Origin of the sequence: Kribbella jejuensis (assembly GCF_006715085.1) — a bacterium.
Taxonomy (GTDB): domain Bacteria; phylum Actinomycetota; class Actinomycetes; order Propionibacteriales; family Kribbellaceae; genus Kribbella; species Kribbella jejuensis.
In genome coordinates this window covers 3,237,435-3,254,535 of record NZ_VFMM01000001.1, presented here as the reverse complement: position 1 = coordinate 3,254,535, position 17,101 = coordinate 3,237,435, and the positions used below count along the sequence as shown (strand labels likewise).

Annotated in this window: 16 protein-coding genes; 8 read left to right on the top strand and 8 right to left on the bottom strand. The window is 69.7% G+C overall.

Features of this window, described 5'->3' with window-relative positions; genetic code table 11:
- Window positions 1-366 (bottom strand): 5-carboxymethyl-2-hydroxymuconate Delta-isomerase, encoded by a 366-nt coding sequence (locus FB475_RS16060; protein ID WP_141856813.1) that lies wholly within the window; start codon window positions 364-366, stop codon window positions 1-3.
- A 146-nt stretch (window positions 367-512) separates the two neighbouring features.
- On the opposite strand from FB475_RS16060, the gene FB475_RS16055 reads away from it, so the two are divergent.
- Window positions 513-1,961: an MDR family MFS transporter gene (locus FB475_RS16055; protein WP_141856811.1), complete on the top strand. Its 1,449-nt coding sequence runs from the start codon at window positions 513-515 to the stop codon at window positions 1,959-1,961.
- A gap of 2 nt (window positions 1,962-1,963) precedes the next feature.
- On the top strand, window positions 1,964-2,959 hold the full coding sequence (locus FB475_RS16050) for a GNAT family N-acetyltransferase (RefSeq protein ID WP_141856809.1): 996 nt from the start codon (window positions 1,964-1,966) through the stop codon (window positions 2,957-2,959).
- A gap of 129 nt (window positions 2,960-3,088) precedes the next feature.
- Here FB475_RS16050 and FB475_RS16045 read toward each other — a convergent pair whose 3' ends face one another.
- Complete coding sequence (locus FB475_RS16045; protein WP_141856807.1) at window positions 3,089-3,553, bottom strand: MarR family winged helix-turn-helix transcriptional regulator; 465 nt, start codon at window positions 3,551-3,553, stop codon at window positions 3,089-3,091.
- A gap of 28 nt (window positions 3,554-3,581) precedes the next feature.
- Between FB475_RS16045 and FB475_RS16040 the strand changes: the two genes are divergently transcribed.
- Window positions 3,582-3,989, top strand: a complete 408-nt coding sequence (locus FB475_RS16040; protein ID WP_202878340.1) for a MarR family winged helix-turn-helix transcriptional regulator — start codon at window positions 3,582-3,584, stop codon at window positions 3,987-3,989.
- A gap of 356 nt (window positions 3,990-4,345) precedes the next feature.
- Here the strand turns inward: FB475_RS16040 and FB475_RS36785 are convergent, their stop codons facing one another.
- The gene (locus tag FB475_RS36785; RefSeq protein WP_185759268.1) at window positions 4,346-4,519 is read right to left on the bottom strand and encodes a hypothetical protein; all 174 of its coding nucleotides are present in this window, start codon (window positions 4,517-4,519) and stop codon (window positions 4,346-4,348) included.
- 228 nt (window positions 4,520-4,747) lie between these two features.
- On the opposite strand from FB475_RS36785, the gene FB475_RS16035 reads away from it, so the two are divergent.
- The 4 genes from FB475_RS16035 to FB475_RS16020 are packed head-to-tail and all read left to right on the top strand — an operon-like array spanning window position 4,748 to window position 8,688.
- Complete coding sequence (locus tag FB475_RS16035; RefSeq protein WP_141856805.1) at window positions 4,748-6,043, top strand: NsdA family TPR-like regulatory protein; 1,296 nt, start codon at window positions 4,748-4,750, stop codon at window positions 6,041-6,043.
- Window positions 6,044-6,052: 9 nt separating this feature from the next.
- The gene (locus FB475_RS16030) at window positions 6,053-6,628 is read left to right on the top strand and encodes a GNAT family N-acetyltransferase (RefSeq protein ID WP_141856803.1); all 576 of its coding nucleotides are present in this window, start codon (window positions 6,053-6,055) and stop codon (window positions 6,626-6,628) included.
- Window positions 6,598-7,485: an oxygenase MpaB family protein gene (locus tag FB475_RS16025; RefSeq protein WP_141856801.1), complete on the top strand. Its 888-nt coding sequence runs from the start codon at window positions 6,598-6,600 to the stop codon at window positions 7,483-7,485. Before FB475_RS16030 ends, FB475_RS16025 begins: the two co-directional genes overlap by 31 nt.
- 9 nt (window positions 7,486-7,494) lie before the next feature.
- Complete coding sequence (locus tag FB475_RS16020; protein ID WP_141856799.1) at window positions 7,495-8,688, top strand: ROK family transcriptional regulator; 1,194 nt, start codon at window positions 7,495-7,497, stop codon at window positions 8,686-8,688.
- A gap of 4 nt (window positions 8,689-8,692) precedes the next feature.
- Here FB475_RS16020 and FB475_RS16015 read toward each other — a convergent pair whose 3' ends face one another.
- Both FB475_RS16015 and FB475_RS16010 read right to left on the bottom strand, forming a co-directional pair.
- The gene (locus tag FB475_RS16015; protein WP_141856797.1) at window positions 8,693-9,289 is read right to left on the bottom strand and encodes a ParA family protein; all 597 of its coding nucleotides are present in this window, start codon (window positions 9,287-9,289) and stop codon (window positions 8,693-8,695) included.
- Window positions 9,290-9,416: 127 nt separating this feature from the next.
- Window positions 9,417-10,274 (bottom strand): NAD(P)-dependent oxidoreductase, encoded by an 858-nt coding sequence (locus FB475_RS16010; RefSeq protein ID WP_141856795.1) that lies wholly within the window; start codon window positions 10,272-10,274, stop codon window positions 9,417-9,419.
- Between the two features lie 42 nt (window positions 10,275-10,316).
- Here FB475_RS16010 and FB475_RS16005 point away from each other — a divergent pair, with 42 nt between their 5' ends.
- Window positions 10,317-13,154: an ATP-binding protein gene (locus FB475_RS16005; RefSeq protein WP_141856793.1), complete on the top strand. Its 2,838-nt coding sequence runs from the start codon at window positions 10,317-10,319 to the stop codon at window positions 13,152-13,154.
- On the opposite strand, the gene FB475_RS16000 is transcribed toward FB475_RS16005, so the two are convergent.
- Genes FB475_RS16000 through FB475_RS15990 form a run of 3 tightly spaced genes read right to left on the bottom strand, consistent with a single transcriptional unit; the run spans window position 13,132 to window position 17,083 of the window.
- Complete coding sequence (locus tag FB475_RS16000) at window positions 13,132-14,085, bottom strand: ABC transporter substrate-binding protein (RefSeq protein WP_141856791.1); 954 nt, start codon at window positions 14,083-14,085, stop codon at window positions 13,132-13,134. The two genes, FB475_RS16005 and FB475_RS16000, sit on opposite strands and share 23 nt — an antisense overlap.
- Window positions 14,082-16,028, bottom strand: a complete 1,947-nt coding sequence (locus tag FB475_RS15995; RefSeq protein ID WP_141856789.1) for an ABC transporter permease subunit — start codon at window positions 16,026-16,028, stop codon at window positions 14,082-14,084. The genes FB475_RS16000 and FB475_RS15995 overlap by 4 nt, the downstream gene beginning before the upstream one ends.
- Window positions 16,028-17,083 (bottom strand): quaternary amine ABC transporter ATP-binding protein, encoded by a 1,056-nt coding sequence (locus tag FB475_RS15990; protein WP_141856787.1) that lies wholly within the window; start codon window positions 17,081-17,083, stop codon window positions 16,028-16,030. Before FB475_RS15990 ends, FB475_RS15995 begins: the two co-directional genes overlap by 1 nt.
- Between the last annotated feature and the right edge of the window lie 18 nt (window positions 17,084-17,101).

The window sequence follows — 17,101 nt, the reverse complement described above, 5'->3', positions numbered from 1 at the left end:
CTACCGGTCGAACTTCCGGTACGAGGCGTCCAGTTCGCGCACCTCGGCGGAGGCGTGCAGCGTGACGCCGTCCTGCGGCGCGATGTACTTGCCGAGCAGTTCCAGCGTGGCCTCGGTCAGCCGCCCCTTCACCTCTTCGGTACGGCCGGGCAGCAGACCGATCGACACCCGCACCAGAGCATGCGCCCCGTCCAGCCTGTCGGCGTACCCGTAGGCGGAGAGGTTGTCCTGCCGGATCATCGTCTTGCACGCCTCGGGCTTGGCCGCCGCAATCTCCACCACAGCCTCGTGCAACGCCCGAGTGAACCCGTCGAAGTCGAACGCATCCTCCGACGGGTGGGAGTAGTCGACGGTGATCTGCGGCATGAGCGCTCCTGTTCTCCGGACGTACAGCAGCACCCTAACCGGCGGCCTTGCACGTGGCGGGTCTGTCTCGTCGTGCGTAGGTGACGTCCAGAAGGCGGTCTGTGGCTCAGGGAATAGCTGTCGGGTCACATAGATTGGTCGGTGATATGACTACTGAGCGGATCGACCGGACGAGTGTGGGGCTCAGGTCGGAACGGGGCCCGATCCTGCTCGCGGTGATGCTGAGTGTGGGGCTCGTGGCGATCGACGCGACGATCCTCGCCACCGCCGTGCCGTCGGTGGTCGCGGACCTCGGCGGGTTCACCCAGTTCCCGTGGCTGTTCTCGATCTACCTGCTCGCCCAGGCGGTGTCGGTACCGATCTACGGCAAGCTGGCCGACCAGCGCGGGCGGAAGCCGATGATGCTGCTCGGGGTCGGGCTGTTCCTGCTCGGGTCGATCCTGTGCGGGTTCGCGTGGAGCATGCCGGCGCTGATCGCGTTCCGGCTGATCCAGGGCCTCGGCGCGGGCGCGATCCAGCCGATCGGGATGACGATCGTCGGCGACATCTACACGGTCGCCGAGCGGGCCAAGGTGCAGGGCTACATCGCCAGCGTCTGGGGCATCTCGTCGTTCGTCGGCCCGACTCTCGGCGGTGTGTTCTCCGACTACATCTCCTGGCGCTGGATCTTCTTCGTGAACATCCCGCTCGGGCTCGCGGCCGCGTGGGTCCTGGTCCGCCGGTTCGAGGAGAAGGTCGCGGACAAGCAGGGTCACACGATCGACTACGCCGGGGCGATCCTGCTCGCGGCGGGTGGCTCGCTGCTGCTGCTCGGGCTGCTCGAGGGCGGTGTCATGTGGGACTGGGCCGCGCCGACGAGCATCGTGATCCTGGCGGCGTCCGCGGTCCTGCTGACCGCGTTCGTACTGGTCGAACGCCGGGCCGCGGAGCCGGTCCTGCCGCTGTGGGTACTCGGCAAGCGGGTGCTGAACTCGGCGAACTCGGCCGCGTTGCTGATCGGGCTGTTGATGATCGGGCTGTCGACGTACGTGCCGCTGTACGCGCAGAGCGTGCTCGGTACGTCGGCGTTGATCGCCGGGTTCACGCTCGCCGCGATGACGCTCGGCTGGCCGATCGCGGCGTCGTTCGCCGGGCGAATCTACCAGCGGGTCGGGTTCCGGACGACGATGCTGATGGGCGCGCTGATCGTCGTACTCGGCGCCGGCATCCTGCTCACGGTCACCTCGAGGAGCGCCGTGCTGCACCTGGCGCTGGCGTGCTTCGTGATCGGCATCGGGCTCGGATTCTCCGCGTCGCCATCGGTCGTTGCCGCCCAGTCGTCGGTCGACTGGCAGACCCGCGGTGTGGTGACCGGCGCGAACATGTTCTCCCGCTCGGTCGGCAGCGCAGTCGGCGTCGCGCTGTTCGGCGCCGTAGCGAACGGTGTCGTCGCATCCCGCCTCGGCGGTGACCACGCCGACCTGGAGAAGGTCCCTGCCAGTGTCCTCGCCCCCGCCGTCCACGACGTGTACTACGGCGCCGCCGCGGCCGCGGTCGTACTCGTCCTAGCCGTCGCCTTCATGCCCAACCGCATCACCGAGCGTCCTCTCCGATAGCTATGCGCGCAGTCGACTGTGTGGGTGCGCTGATCCGGGACGAGCAGCAGCGGGTGTACGTGCAGCGGCGTACTGCTGAGCGCCGGTTGTTGCCGGGGATCTGGGACATCGTCGGCGGCCACCTCGAGCCGGGGGAGACGCCTGAGCAGGCGCTTGCGCGTGAGGTGGAGGAAGAGACCGGCTGGAAAGTCCGCGAGATCGTCTGGACGGTCGCGGACTGGGAGTGGGAATGGGAAGGCCGGGTACGGCGGGAGGTCGACTACCTGATCACCGTCGACGGCGACCTCAGCCGGCCGCGGCTGGAAGCCGGCAAGCACGACGCGTCCACCTGGGTCGGCCCGGACGACCTGGACCTGCTGCTGGTCAACCGCCCCGACGGCGACCGCCGCCTCCGGGACCTGGTCGCACACGCAGTCCGCACCCGCTTCACCAACCACCTCCGCCTCGAACCCATCACCGGACCCAACGGTGTCCTACCCGGACATGCACCGGACATCCACCGCCTCTTCACCGACCCCTGGATCGCCCGCTGGTACGACACTTCCCCCGAGCAGCAGGCCGCGCGCGTCACCGAGCATCAGACCAGGTGGGACCGCGACGGAGTCGGCAAGTGGATCGCGTACGAGCGTGCGAACGGCGAGTTGGCCGGCCGCGGCGGACTGTCCCGGATGCCCGCCGGTACGCCGACGGCTGACGCGATCGCCGCACTCGTCGGACCCGAATGGACCGGTCTCGAGCTCGGCTGGGCGCTGACCGAGTCGGCTCGCGGTCGCGGCCTCGCCACGGAACTCGGCCGAGCCGGCCTCGACTATGCCTTCACCACGCTGAACGCCTCCGCGGTCGTCGCCTTCACAGAGCAGGCGAACACGGCATCCCAGGCCGTCATGCAACGCCTCGGCATGCACTACGCTGGCGAGATCCACGCCGAGGGCTGGTCCGCCGACGGCACCGAGGTTCGCCCCGACGCACCGTTCGCCGTCTACCTCGCGAGGCGCTGAACCCCATCACGGGGGCTTGAACAAGTTATTCACTGTGCTCCACGTCGAGCGCGGGGCCCGAAGCGGATACCTGGGTGGTTTCCGGAAAGAAGTCCGCACGGAGCGCCGGAAATGTTCCGGAGAGCGCGGTCAGCGGTCCAGTGCGGCCACGAAGCGGGTCAGAAGGTCTGCGAAAACCGTCTGCTCGTCGGGGGTCCAGCCGTTCATCGCGGTGGCGAACTGGGCCTGCCGGTAGGTGTGAACCGTGTCGAGCTGCGCCTGACCCGCCGGGGTGAGGACGAGGTTGGTACGGCGCCCGTCGGTCTGGTCCGCTTCACGACGTACCAGGCCTGCGGCCACCGCCGCGGCGGTGAGCTTGCTCGCGCGGGGCTGGTCCACGCCGAGTGCCGTCGCGACGCCGTTCACGCCGATCGGATCCGGTGCGGCGGCCTCGATCGCGTCCAGGACCTCCTGGACCGGGTCCGGTCCGTGGCCGGACTGGACCGCGAAAGTACGGCGGGTCTGCCGTCGCCGGATCGCGATCATCGCCGCCTCCACCGCGGCCACCGGATCGGCGTCCGCCGCCGCTCGACGGTCAGGTTCGTCCTTGTCCATGTCCAGCTCCAACTATATGCTCATCGACATGTATATGTCAGATGACAACAAGCCTATCGGTTGGTGGCTGAAAGAGGTCGACCGCCTGCTCGAGTCGTCGTTCGAGCGGCTGCTCGCCGACGACGGGCTGACCCGTCGCCAGTGGCAGGCGCTGAACGCGGCCGCCGGCGACCAGACCATCGCGGAAGCGCTGGCGCCGTTCCTGCACGGCGACCCGGCCGCGCTCGCCGCGGTGACGAATCCGCTGGTCGAGCGCGAGTGGCTGACCGGCGACGAGTTGACCGCGGCCGGGTCGCACGCCCTGGAGGACCTGACGGTCAAGGTCCAGGCGCAGCGCCGCAGGATCACGGCGGGCATCACCGACGAGGAGTACGTGGCCACCGTCGACGTGCTCCGCCGGATGGCGAACAACCTGGTCTGGAGGCTCCGAGTGTGACCGCCCAGGCGCGGCGGTCACACTCGGAGCCGGCCACCTCAAGGGGGAGGTTCCCGGTGAGGTGTCGGGAGCCTCCGGTGTCCTACCGCCCAGGACACTCGGCCCTGCCTGGCCCGAGGTGTCGGCCAGGAGGTGGTTGGAACGGCTGGGCGGCGGCGATACAGGGGTCAACCGCCACGCCCAGCCGGGTCAGGTGGGCGGTGCGGTCCGGAGCTGAGGAGTGCTCCGGACCGCACCTCGGGTTTCGTCCGAGGACTGAGGAGTGTCCCGGACCTTCCAAGCGCTGCCCCCTGGACGTGAGGAGACCCCAGGGTGCAGCTCACCGGGTCTGAGGAGGACCCGGAAAATCGGGTGTTTCAGTCGGTTGCGTCGAGTGGCCCGAGCAGGTCGTTGGTGACCTTGAGACCGGCGAAACGGCGCCGCATCGCCTGTTCGTAGCGGGCTGCCAGTGGCGCCTCCGCGACGTACTGCGCGATCACGTGCTCGCCGAACCAGACCCGCACCCTGCGCCGGTGCTGCCTCGACGTCATTTCCGCGATGGTCACAACCTCTCACCCCGTAACTCTCAGGCCTTGCAACCAGTTGGACTTACTGGTTGTCATGGCAGTAATGGTGCACGAGCCCAACGTGACCGCTCTAGGACCTGGACCGGACCTTTGCCGGACCTCTTCAGGTCCTCTCGCGGACATCTGGGGGACAGCACCTTGTCGTGGGGCACAAGTCGAGACAACGTCTGACTGACGTGAACGGGAGGAACGATGGCGGGTAGGTACGCGCCAAAGACGGTCCTGGCGCACCTGATCCAGCGCCGGAACCAGACCTACTCCGAGATCGTCGCCGAGTTCGTCGAGCTGGGTGGAACCATCACCGAGCGGCACCTGCGTCGCCTCGCATCGGGCGAGCGCGCAGGGACCACTCCTCAGACCCGGCGCACCCTGCAACGCATGTTCGGCAAGCCGGTCGAGGAACTCCTCGCGCCGTACGTCGCCGAGCAGGCCGCGCAGGTGGTGCCGGCACCTGCCGCGAGTGGACGGATCACGACAGGTAACGAGATGGAGGTTCTCGACATGGCTGCCAGCCGAGCAAGGGCGTTCGCCCTTGCGGCCCAGTCCGGTCTCGGAAGCGAGGCCATGGAACAGGTGTACGACGACGTACGTCACGCCGCCCAGGCGTACCCCCAGCGCCCGCTGCCGGAGATCCTCGGCCAGCTGGTCGAGACCCAGGACCTGGTGTTCGGCCTGCTGGAGAGCCGCCAGCGCCCGGAGCACCACCGCCAGCTGTACTTCCTGGCCGGTGTCACCGGCGGTCTGCTCGCGAAGGCCTCCCACGACCTCGGCAACCCGCACGCCGCCCTGACCCAGGCGCGGACCGCGTTCATGTGCGCCGACAACGCCGACCACCACGGCCTGCGCGCCTGGGTCCGCGGCCTGCAGTCGCTGGTCTCCTACTGGGCCGGCAACCCGCACGACTCCGTCCGCTACGCCCAGCTCGGCGCCGGGTACGCAGAGCAGGCGAACAGCACCACCAGCGTCTGGCTGCCGGTCAGCGAGGCCCGCGCCTGGGCCGCGCTCGGCAATCCGGAGGCCACCCGGGCCGCGCTGGAGCGCGCCGAAGAGGCGTGGAACTCGGTGCAGAACGACGACCTCGACGCCATGGGCGGCCTGTGCACGTTCGGCCGCAACCGCCAGCTGTACTACGCCGCCGACGCGCTGGCGCAGCTGCCCGGTGAGGTCGAGCAGGCGCAGCGGTACTCCACCCAGGCCGTCGACGCGTACACCGACGAGAGCCACCCGGAGTGGGCGTTCGGCGACGCGGCCGGCAGCCACGCCGCGATGGCGATCACCCGGATCGCGAGCGGTGAGCTGGACGGCGCCGCGGACGCGCTGGCCCCGGTGCTGACGCTGCCGACCGAGCGCCGGATCAACGGTGTCGTGCACTCGGCCCGCCGGGTCCACCAGGCGCTGCGCCAGTCCGGTCGCGCGGACGACGCCCGGGAGCTGCAGGAGGAGATCGAGTCCTTCACCCGGACGCCGATGCAGTCCTTTCCCCGGTAGCCTGCGCGAATGGAGCTCAGCGGACAGCTGACTGTATTGCGCGAATTCCGGATTTCCGACCTCGACGACTACCTGGCCATCGCCGGCGACGACCGGGTGACCAGCTGGATGGCCTTCGACAGCTACGACCGGACGAAGGCCGAGCAGAACCTGGCCGGCATCGTCCAGCGGTCCGCGCTGGAGGACCGGCCCGACTACATGCTGGCGATCACCCGGCCGAACGACGATCGGGTGATCGGGTTCGGCCGGATCGCGCCGAGCGGGTCCACGGCGGCCAAGCTCGGGTACGCGATCGGCGCCGACCACTGGGGCCACGGGTACGCGACCGACGCGGCCCGGGCGCTGCTCCGGTTCGCCTTCGGCACGCTCGGCCGGCACCGGGTGACGGCCGCGATCGGCCCGGAGAACGAGGCCTCGATCGCGGTGGTGAAGCGGATCGGTTTCACCTACGAGGGCCAGCTCCGCGATCACGTGTTCACGAACGGCGCCTGGCGCGATTCCCGGCTCTACTCGCTGCTCGATCACGAGTACGCCGACCGAGCAACACTGGGGGCATGGCCGCCACCACCCTCTCCGCCCAGCTGAACCCACTGCGGGACAGCCTTGCCAGGATGATCCTGACGAAGGTCGCAGGACCGGACCCGAATGCCGAACGAGACCGCGTCCACAACACCCCCGGTCCGCGCTGGTTCGCGCACGACCGCCCGATCCGCCGGGTGCACGGTGACGCGTCCATGTTCGCCGGCGGCCTGCGGGCGCTCCTGCTGCAGTCACTGCACCCACAGGCGATGGCTGCGGTCGCGGCGCATTCCGGATACCGGGGCGATCCCTGGGGACGGCTACGGCGTACCAGCTACTTCCTGGCGATCACGACGTACGGCGCGATCCCGCAGGCCGAGGAGGCGATCGCCCACGTCCAGGCGGTGCACGAGCGCGTACGAGGTACCAGCCCGGACGGTGTGAAGTACCGGGCGTCCGATCCGCACCTGCTGAAGTGGGTGCACGTGGCGGAGGTCGACAGCTTCCTCGCGGCACACCAGCGGTACGGGGCGAACCCGCTGACTCCCGAGGAGCAGGACCAGTACGTCGAGGACGCGGCGCTCGTGGCGGAGAAACTGGGCGTCATCGACCCGCCGACGACCCTCGCCGAGGTGCAGCGGCTCCTCCAGGAGTACCGGCCTGAGCTACGCGGTACGACGGAAGCACGGCAAGCGGCCCGCTTCATCCTGATCCACCCGCCGGTGCCGTGGGCCGCACGACCCGCGTACGGCGTGCTGACGGCCGCTGCGGTCGGACTGCTGCCGTGGTGGACCAGGCTGCCGCTACGGCTCCCGTACCTCCCGCTGGCCGAGCAGACCGTCGTACGGGCGGCCGGCGACGGGCTGACGAAGACGATCCGCTGGGCGCTGGCGTCGCCGACACTGAGCCCGGATGTCCTCTAAGTTGTTCTCGTGCCGCTGCGTCCTCATCGTCCGCTCCCCCTGGCCACGCCGGCCGGGATCGAGGTGCTGACCAGGATCCTGACGCAGGGGCCGATCCCGCGGGTGGAGATCGCGCGCCGGACCGGGCTGTCGCAGGCCGCGGTGACGAAGGCGGTCGCGCCGCTGATCGAGACCGGGTTCGTCACCGACGCGCCGGCCGACGGCGACGGTCAGCTCGGCATCGGGCGGCCGGTGAGCCCGCTGACCGTGGTCCCGAGCAGCGTGTCGGTGATCGGCGTCAAGGTCACGCCGACGAGCCTGATCGGCGTCACCACGGACTTCACCGCCGGGATCCTGAACGTGCGGCACGACGACCTGGAGAGCACCGATCCGGCGGCGGTGATCGAGCGGCTCGCGGACCACGTGAAGGCGCTGATCACCACGCTCAAGTCCGGTACCGCCGTGGCCGGCCCGCTGATCGGGATCGGGATCGCGATCTCCGGTGACGTCGACGCCGCCAACGGCGTGGTCCGGGACTCGCCGCTGATGGGCTGGCGCGGTGTCCCGGTCGCGGAGTTGCTCGGCAAGCGGATCCGGGTACCGATCGTGGTGTCGAACGACGTCCGCGCGCTGACCGTCGCGGAGCACTGGTTCGGCGCCGGGGTGAACGCGGACTCGTTCGCCGTGGTGACGATCGGCTCCGGGATCGGCTGCGGGCTCTACATCAACGGCGAGGTGGTCTCCGGCGCGTACGGCGTATCGGGCGAGCTCGGCCACCTGCCGTTGGCGCCGGGCGACTTGGTGTGTACCTGTGGCCGGCGAGGCTGCGTGGAAACGGTCGCGTCGTCGGACGCGATCCTGACGCGGACCCGGGAGAAGACCGGGCGTACCGACCTGGATCTCGCCGGGGCGATCGAGCTGGCGCACGAGGGGAACCAGCAGGCCCGGGAGGCGTTCGACCGCGCGGGCGAGGTGATCGGCGCCGCGCTGGCCGCGATGGTGAACCTGGTCGGGCCGGAGCTGGTGATGATCGCCGGCGAAGGCGTCGCGGAGTACGACCTGTACGAGGAACGCCTGCGCCGCACGTTCGCCGAGCACGCGTTCGGCGCCGCCGGGGACTGCCGGCTGACGCTCCGGTCGCACACGTTCGACGACTGGGCGCGCGGTGCGGCGGCCACCGTGATCCGCTCGTACGTCCGAGGCGAACCGCCGCTCCAGCGCTGACGTGCTACGTGCGGGCCGCCGCCAGGATCTTGCGCCAGACCTTCTTGTAGGACTCGAGGCCGTCGGCCGCGAGTGGGCCGGTCGGGCCGGCGGTGATCGAGACGCGCTCCGGGATGGTGCCCCAGACCGGGATGTTCTCGGCCGCGTACTGCTGCATCGCGTCCTGGTACGAGCGGGTGTAGGTGCGTGCCGAACAGATCACCAGGCCGGCCGGCACGTCGTCCGGGACGAGCTCCATCACGGCCTTCACCCGCGGCGTCTCGACGCCGCCGACGCGGGTCGGGATGACCACGATCCGAGCCCGTTCGAGCGCCTTGTTGAGCAGCCGCTCGTGCGACGGCGGCATGTCGACGATGCCGATGCCCTCCGGCGGCACCTTGTCCAGCGCCTTGTTCAGGAGCCGCTCGGTCGGCGCCTCCGAGATCTCGATCCGGTTCAGTTGGTCGTCGGTGGACTCCGTGATCCAGTCCGCCGCACTGCCCTGCGGATCCGCGTCGATCAGAGTCGAGGTTCGACGGTTGGAAGATGCCAGCGCGGCCAAGTACACCGACGTGGTTGTCTTACCGACCCCGCCCTTCAGTGCAGCTGTCACGATGATCATGGGCACGAACTTACCCGGTTTTGTCCGAAATCCGGCGTGTCGTCGGCGTTGCTCGCCCACATCGTGATAGTTGCCCCCGGCCCGTGTGCACAAGCTCAACCCCACTTCAAGCCGGGACAGCAGCCGGCTACGGCTTCCGGACCATTTCCGCCAGAGCGCTCAGGCCGTTGCCGCCGAAGCCGGCAGCGTCGGCCCGCGCGAACAGCTCGGCCACGGCAGAAGGCACCGTCACGTCGAGCCCTGCGTCCGTGAAAGCCTGTACGACGTGCTCCGCGCCGACCGCCTGCATGTGGAGGTTGTTGTCGGCCCCTGGGTACTCGCCCGACTCGAGCTCGCGGGTCAGGATCCGCAGGAAGCCCATCGGGCCGTCCTGGGTCAGGTCGGTGAGCATCGTCGCGACGTACGGACGCAAGTGCTCGGCGTTTCCGACCAAGGCGGCGGAGTAGAAGTAGCTGATCAACGTGGTCCAGAAGATGTTCAGCATGGCCTGGTAGTAGAGCATCGCCAGGCCGGGGTCCGTGCCGACGTGGTCGACGCGGCCCAGGACCTCCAGGGCGGCGCGGTGGGCCTCGATCGCCTCCACGGGTCCGGCGTAGAAGGCGTAGGCACCGGGCTTCCCGATCCCCGGCGGCGGGACCATGATGCCGCCGGTCACCAGCGTGCCTCCGCGTTCGGCGACCCAGGCGGCGGCCTCGCGCAGCCGCTCCGGGCTGTCCGAGCTGAGGTTGACCAGCACGCGTCCGCGCAGATCCGCATCGGCGAGCGAGTCGAACATCGCCGGGTAGTCGACCTGGCTGATCACCACGACCGTGCCGGCCGCCACCGCGTCGGCAGCGGTGGTTGCCGGTACGGCTCCTAGTCCGTCCGCCTTGCCGGGCGTCCGGTTCCAGACGGTGGTGGGATGCCCGGCGGCGACGTACGTCCGGGCCATCGTGGACCCCATCGCGCCGAGGCCGATCACTGTCACTGCTTCTCGTGAACTCATGCAGCCGATGCTCGGAGAACGCGCTACGGGTTTACTACGGGTATGTACTTCGGGGTGCTCGGTCCGCTGCTCGTGCGGACGGACACCGGCGTACCGGTCGCCGTACCCGACACCAAGGTCCGGCTCCTGCTCCTGGACCTGCTGGCGAACCTGGGTACGCCGGTCAGCGCCGACCGGCTGATCGAGGACCTCTGGGGGTCGCGTCCGCCGCGCAACGCGACCGGGACGTTGCAGGCGCGGGTGTCCCAGCTGAGGTCGGCGCTGGATCGTGCGGAGCCCGGCTCGCGGGCGCTCGTGCAGCACGGTCCGGCCGGGTACCTGCTGGCCACGGAGGTTGTCGACAGCAACCTCTTCGAGAGGTACATGCGAGCCGGCCGGCTCCGGCAGGCGCTCGAACTCTGGCGCGGGCAGCCGTACGCCGACGTCCTGGATCACGAGTTCGCCCGCGCACCACGTGAGCACCTCGAGGGCCTGTACCTGACGGCGCTCGAACACACCGACGACGTACTCCAGCGAACCACCGCGCTCCTTCCGCAACGCCCGCTCGACGAACGGCTGCACGCGGTCCACCTCAAGGCGCTCTACCGCGCCGGTCGGCAGCACGAGGCGCTCCGCGCGTACGCCGACCTCCGCGCAGCGTTGTCCGAGGAACTCGGCGCCGACGCCGGCCCGGAACTGGCTGCCCTCCACCGGGCGATCCTGCGCCACGACCCGTCCTTGCAACGCTCGCCAACGCTGCCGGCGCCGCTCAACCCGCTGGTCGGACGGGCGGACACGCTGGCGGTTGTGCAGCAGCAGCTCGCCACCAACCGGCTGGTCACGCTGGTCGGCCCGGGTGGCGTCGGCAAGACCCGGCTGGCGCTCGAGGTCGGCCGCGGCATCGGCACCGTGCTTCCGGAGCTGGGGCAGGGCGGCGTGCGACTGGTGGAGCTCGCGGCATTGCGAGACGGTGACGTGCTGGAAGCGTTGGCTACGGCGCTGGATCTCCGTGACGAGTCGGGAGACCTCCTGCCTCGGCTGTTGGATTCGCTGCGTCACCGGGAGCTGCTGCTCATTCTGGACAATTGCGAGCACCTGGGGCCGGCGGACCTCGTACAGCGCCTGCTGGTGTCAGCGCCAGGACTGAAGGTGCTGGCGACCAGTCGTGAAGCGCTCGGGGTGCCGGGGGAGCAGGTGGTGGAGGTGCCGCCGCTGACACCGGCAGCCGCGGCTGAGCTGTTCCAGGCGCGTGCAGGCATCACAGAGGACGTCACCGCGATCTGTGAGCGCCTCGACGGCATCCCGCTCGCGCTGGAGCTGGCTGCGACCCGGGTGCGCTCCCTGGGCGTTCAAGGGCTCGCGGAGCGACTCGACGACCGGTTCCGGCTGCTGTCGGGTGGCAAGGCCGGCCCGGAGCGTCAGCGCACGCTGCGCGCGACCATCGACTGGAGCTGGGATCTGCTGGCCGCCGACGAGCGCCGGATGCTCCGGAGTCTCGCCGTCCACGCCGGTACGTTCTCCCTGGAAGCGGCGGCGCAGGTCAGTGAGCTACCGGAGCAGGTGCTGTTGGCACTCGTCGACAAGTCGCTCGTGGTCGCAACGGCGGGCCGCTACCGCCTGCTGGAGTCGATAGCGGCGTACAGCCTCGAAAAGCTCGACCCCGCTGAAGAGGCGACGCTGCGGCAGCGGCACGCGAGCTACTACCTCGGGCTCGCCCAGCAGGCCGAGCTGCACGGCGAGCGGCAGCGCGAATGGCTGCACCGCCTCGACCAGGAAGTGGCGAACTTCCGCCTCCTCCCGCCGTCGCTCGAACTGGCGAACGCGCTCGCCTGGTACTGGTACCTCCGCGGCCGCTACGGCGAGGCCCGCCGTACCCTCGCCGCCGCGCTCGACCTCCCCGGCCAACCGCCCGCGCTGCGCGCCCAGGCCGCCGTCTGGCTGGCCGGCATGACCGCGACCGATGCCCAAGGCACCGATGTCGCGGCCGTCGGCGACAGTGCGCTCGCGGCGGTCGGCGACGACCCGCACGCGCTCTGGTTCCTCACGATGACCCGCTGGGCGTACGGCGACCCCGGCGTACTCAGCGAGCGGATCGACCGGGCGATCGCGCACTTCACCGAGCGGGACGACCGCTGGGGACTGGCCGCCGCGCTGAGCACCCGGGCACAGCTCAACATCGTGCACGCGGACCTGGACGCGATGCAGCGGGACAGCCGCCGCAGTCTGGAGCTGTTCGAGGAGCTCGACGACGACTGGGGACGGCTGCAGGCGACGTACGCGTTGATCGTGGCCGCCGAGATCAGTGGTGACTACCCGACGGCGACGGCGTACCTGGAGGACGCGGTCAGACACGCGGAGGACCTCGGACTGTGGACGGAGGTCTCGTTCCGTACCGCGGGACTCGGCCGGATCGCGATGCTGACCGGCGACTACGCCCGCGCCGACGAGCTGCACGAGCAGGCCCGGCGGCTGGCGGTCGAGCAGTCGAACAAGTCCGCCGAGGAGTACGCCGAGGTCGGGCTCGGCCTGTCCGCGCGCCGCCAGGGCCGCCTCGACGACGCGGAACGGCACTTCAGCATGTGGCTCCCGTGGTTGGAGCAGGTCGGCGGGACGCCCGGGATCGGATTCATCAACAACCAGCTCGGCTACATCGCCGAGCAGCGCGGCGACTTCGCCGCGGCCCGGCGACTGCACGAGCGCGGTCTCGAGCTCGGCCGGCGGACCGGCGACAAGCGGGCGATCGCCCTCGCCCTCGAAGGGCTGGCGGGCGCGACCGAGGATCCCGGTCGCGCCCTGTCGCTGCTCGCCGAAGCATCAGCGCTGCGTCAGCAGGTCGGCGTACCGCTGCCGCCCGCCGAGCGCTTCGACGTGGAGAGAGTTATTTCCCGAGCCAGGCGTTGACCTTGGACTGGTTGGCGTCGACCCATTTCTCGGCGGCCTGATCGGGGGTGAGTTTGTCGACGGCGATCATCCGGGCGACGGTGTTCTGGTCCTCGTTGGTCCACTTGAAGTTCTTGACCAGGTCGTACGCCGGGCTGCCCGAGTCGGCGAACTTCTTGGAGACGATCTTGTCCAGGTCGTACGGCGGGTAGTCGCAGGCGACCTTCGCAGGGATCGCGTCGCAGCCGGGCTTGTAGGCGGGCAGGTTGATCTTGACCAGCTTGACTTCGTTGAAGAACCACTGCGGCTCGTAGAAGTACGCGAGCAGCGGCTTCTTGTTCTTCTCCGCGTCCCGGAACGCCTGGATCAGCGCGGTCTCGCTGCCGCTCTGCACGACCTTGTAGTTCAGCGACAGGTTCTTCACCAGCGCCTCGTCGTTGGTGACGTACGACGGGTCGCCGTCGAGCAACTGCCCCTTGCCGCCGGACTCCGAGGTCTTGAACAGCGCGGCGTACTTGTTCAGGTTCTTCCAGTCGGTGATGTCCGGGTACTTCGCGGCCATCCACGGCGGCACGTACCAGCCGATCACGCCCTTGACACCGGTGGAGCCGGCCTCGACCGCGACCTTGTCGGTGTCGATGTACTTCTTCTTCAGGTCCTCGTGGCCCCAGTTCTCCAGGTTCACGTCCACCTCGCCGGTGGCGAAGCCCTGCCAGGCGACCTGCTCGGCCAGGTTCTTCTTCGTCACCTTGCAGCCGAGGTCCTTGGTCGCCACGTACGACACCACGGCCGCGTTCGCCTCGTACCCGACCCAGGGGCTGACGGTCAGGTTGAACGAACCGCACTCCTTCCCGCCGGCGGCCGGCTTGTCCGCACCGACCTTCTGCCCACCGCACCCCGCGACCGCTAACGCGACCGCCGTCAGCACACCGGCGTACCGGAGTTTCTTCACCGCTTGTCTCCTTCGTAGTTGTGGGTACGGCGGGCCGCGGCCTGCGTCACCCGGTCGAGCATCACGCCCAGCAGCACGATCGCCAGACCGGCCGCGAGGCCCTTGCCGTACAACTCGCTCTGCGCGAAACCTGCCGCCACGTCGTACCCGAGCGCGCCGGCACCGACGAGTCCACCGACGACGACCATCGACAGCACGTAGATCAGACCCTGGTTGACCGCGAGCGTGATCGCCCGCCGGGCCACCGGCAGCTGCACCTTGCTGATCACCTGCCAACTGCTGGAGCCGACCGAGTTCGCCGCCTCGACGGTCGCGACCGGTACCGCCTTGATGCCGTCGGCAACGATCTTGGTGGTGACCGGGACCGCGAACACCACCGCGGCCGCGATCGCGGTGAACCGGCTCGTCCCGAACAACGCGAGGAACGGGACCAGGTACACGAACGGCGGCATCGTCTGTCCCGCGTCCAGTACCGGACGGATCCAGGTGTCGACCCGCCGGTTCCGCCCGGCCCACACGCCGAGCGTGAGCCCGACCGCCACCACCACGACGGTCGCGAGCAACGTCGACGCCAGCGTCACCATGCTGTCGTGCCACACCCCGGTCGCCACCAGCAGACCCAAGCACACCGCCGCCGGTACGGCGCCTCGCCACCCGCCGAGCACGAAGGCCAGTGCGACGACCACGACGGACACGAGCCACCACGGCGACCCGGTCAGCAAGCCTTCGAGCGGATTCAACAGCGCATTGGTCACCACGTCGCGGACGCCGTACGTGAACCCGCCGAAGACGTCCTGTACCCAGTTCGTCAGGTCGGTGGTGACGACCGCGATCCGCGAGCCGACGTTCACCCCCGACGGGAACTCCGCCGCCCACACGTACGTCCGGGAGAACCAGATCGCCACCAGTACGGCGACCGCGCCCGCGCCGAGCAGAACCTTTCGCTTCAGGCTCGCCGTACGCCAGGGCCGGTCGCCCGCCGCCGTCGTCACCCGGTCGAGAACGATCGCGAGTACGACGATCGCGAGGCCGGCGTTGAACGCGACGCCGACGTCCAGTGTCTGCAGCGCTTTCAGCACGGTCTGGCCGAGGCCGGGCGCGTCGATCAGGGCGGCCACGGTCACCATCGAGAGCGCCGCCATGATCGTCTGGTTGATGCCGACGACAACAGTCGACCGCGACATCGGCAGCAGGACCTTCAGCAGCGTCTGCCCGCCGGTCGAGCCGAGCGAACGGGCCGCCTCGACGCTTTCCGCCGGCACCGAACGGATCGCGTGCGCGGTCAACCGGACCGCGGGCGGCGCCGCGTAGATCAGCGTGGCGATCGTCGCCGCGGCGGGTCCGATCGCGAAGAACAGCGTCAGCGGCGCGAGGTACACGAACGTCGGCAGCGTCTGCATCAGATCGAGGACCAGCGTCGCGACCTTGAACGCACGGTTCGACAGCCCCGCCCAGATCCCGAGCGGGATCGCGACCAGCAGCGACAGCAGCACCGCCGCGATGGTCAGCGCGAGGGTGTCCATGCTCTCCTGCCACAACCCCTGCAGGCCGACGAAGCCGAGGCCGGCGGCGGTCAGTACGGCGACCTTCCAGTTGCCGAAGGCCCACGCGCAGTACGCCGCGATCGCGATTACGCCGAGCCAGCCGATCACCGGTACCGGGCGGTCGAACGACGGCTGCGAGATCGCGTCCTGGAGCAGGACGACGAACTGGTCGACGACCGCCCGGATCGCGTCGAAGAAGACGTTGCCCTGGCCGACGTCGTCGCGGTGCCCGGTCAGCCAACGGTGCAGCGCGGTCGTGTCCTGGCCGCCGAGGACAAGCGTGTCGATACCGCGCAGGACGAAGTACGCCGCGACCCAGACGACGAGCAGTACGCCGACAACCACGCTGCGCCGCGGCCGGCGTACCTCGACCTCCACATTGCTGGTGATGGCGGCCATCAGGCGTCCGCGACGACGGCGAGGATCTCCTCGTCACCGATGACGCCGAGCAGCGTGCCGTTGTCGACGACCTTCGCCGGGCGGTCGGCCTCCAGGACCAGCCGGGTCGCCTCCCGGACCAGCACGTCCGGACCGAGCTCGGGCCCGTCGAGCGGCTCGTCCGGCCGCGGGTCCCGGACGATCCAGCGCAGCGTCAGTACGTCGGCGCGCGGGATGTCGCGGACGAAGTCGCGCACGTAGTCGTCGGCCGGCGCACCGACCAACTCGTCGCCGGTGCCGAGCTGGACGGCCGCGCCGTCGCGCATCAGCAGGATCCGGTCGCCGAGCTTGAGCGCCTCGGACAGGTCGTGGGTGATGAACACCATCGTCTTGCCGACCTCGCGGTGCAGCCGCACCACCTCGGTCTGCATCTCCCGCCGGATCAGCGGGTCGAGCGCGGAGAACGGCTCGTCGAACAGCAGCACGTCGGGATCGTTCGCGAGCGCCCGGGCCAGGCCGACCCGCTGCTGCATGCCGCCGGACAGCTGCTCCGGGTACAGGTGCTCGTTGCCGGCCAGGCCGACCAGGTCGATCACCTCCTGGGCGCGGCGGCGGCGATCCGGCTTGCTCTCGCCGCGGATCTCCAGGCCGTACGAGACGTTGTCGATCACCTTGCGGTGCGGGAGCAGGCCGAAGTGCTGGAAGACCATCGAGAACTTGCTCCGCCGGAGTGCCCGCAGCCGCTTCTCGTCGGCCGCGCGCAGGTCCTCACCCTCGAACGTCAGCCGTCCGGCGGTCGGCTCGATCAGCCGGGTCAGGCAGCGGACCAGCGTCGACTTGCCCGACCCGGACAGCCCCATCACGACGAACACCTCGCCGGGCGCCACGTCGAAGCTCAGGTCGCGGACCGCCGCCGTACAGCCGGTCCTGGCGTACAGCGCGGCCCGGTCCAGCGCGGCCAGCTCGGCCCGATGCGGCACCCGCTGCGGCTTCGGACCGAACACTTTCCACAGCCCCTGGACGGACAACAGCGCATCGGAATCCTGTACGTCGGGGTACTCGAGCTGAGCGGTCACAGACAAAGCCTCGCATCC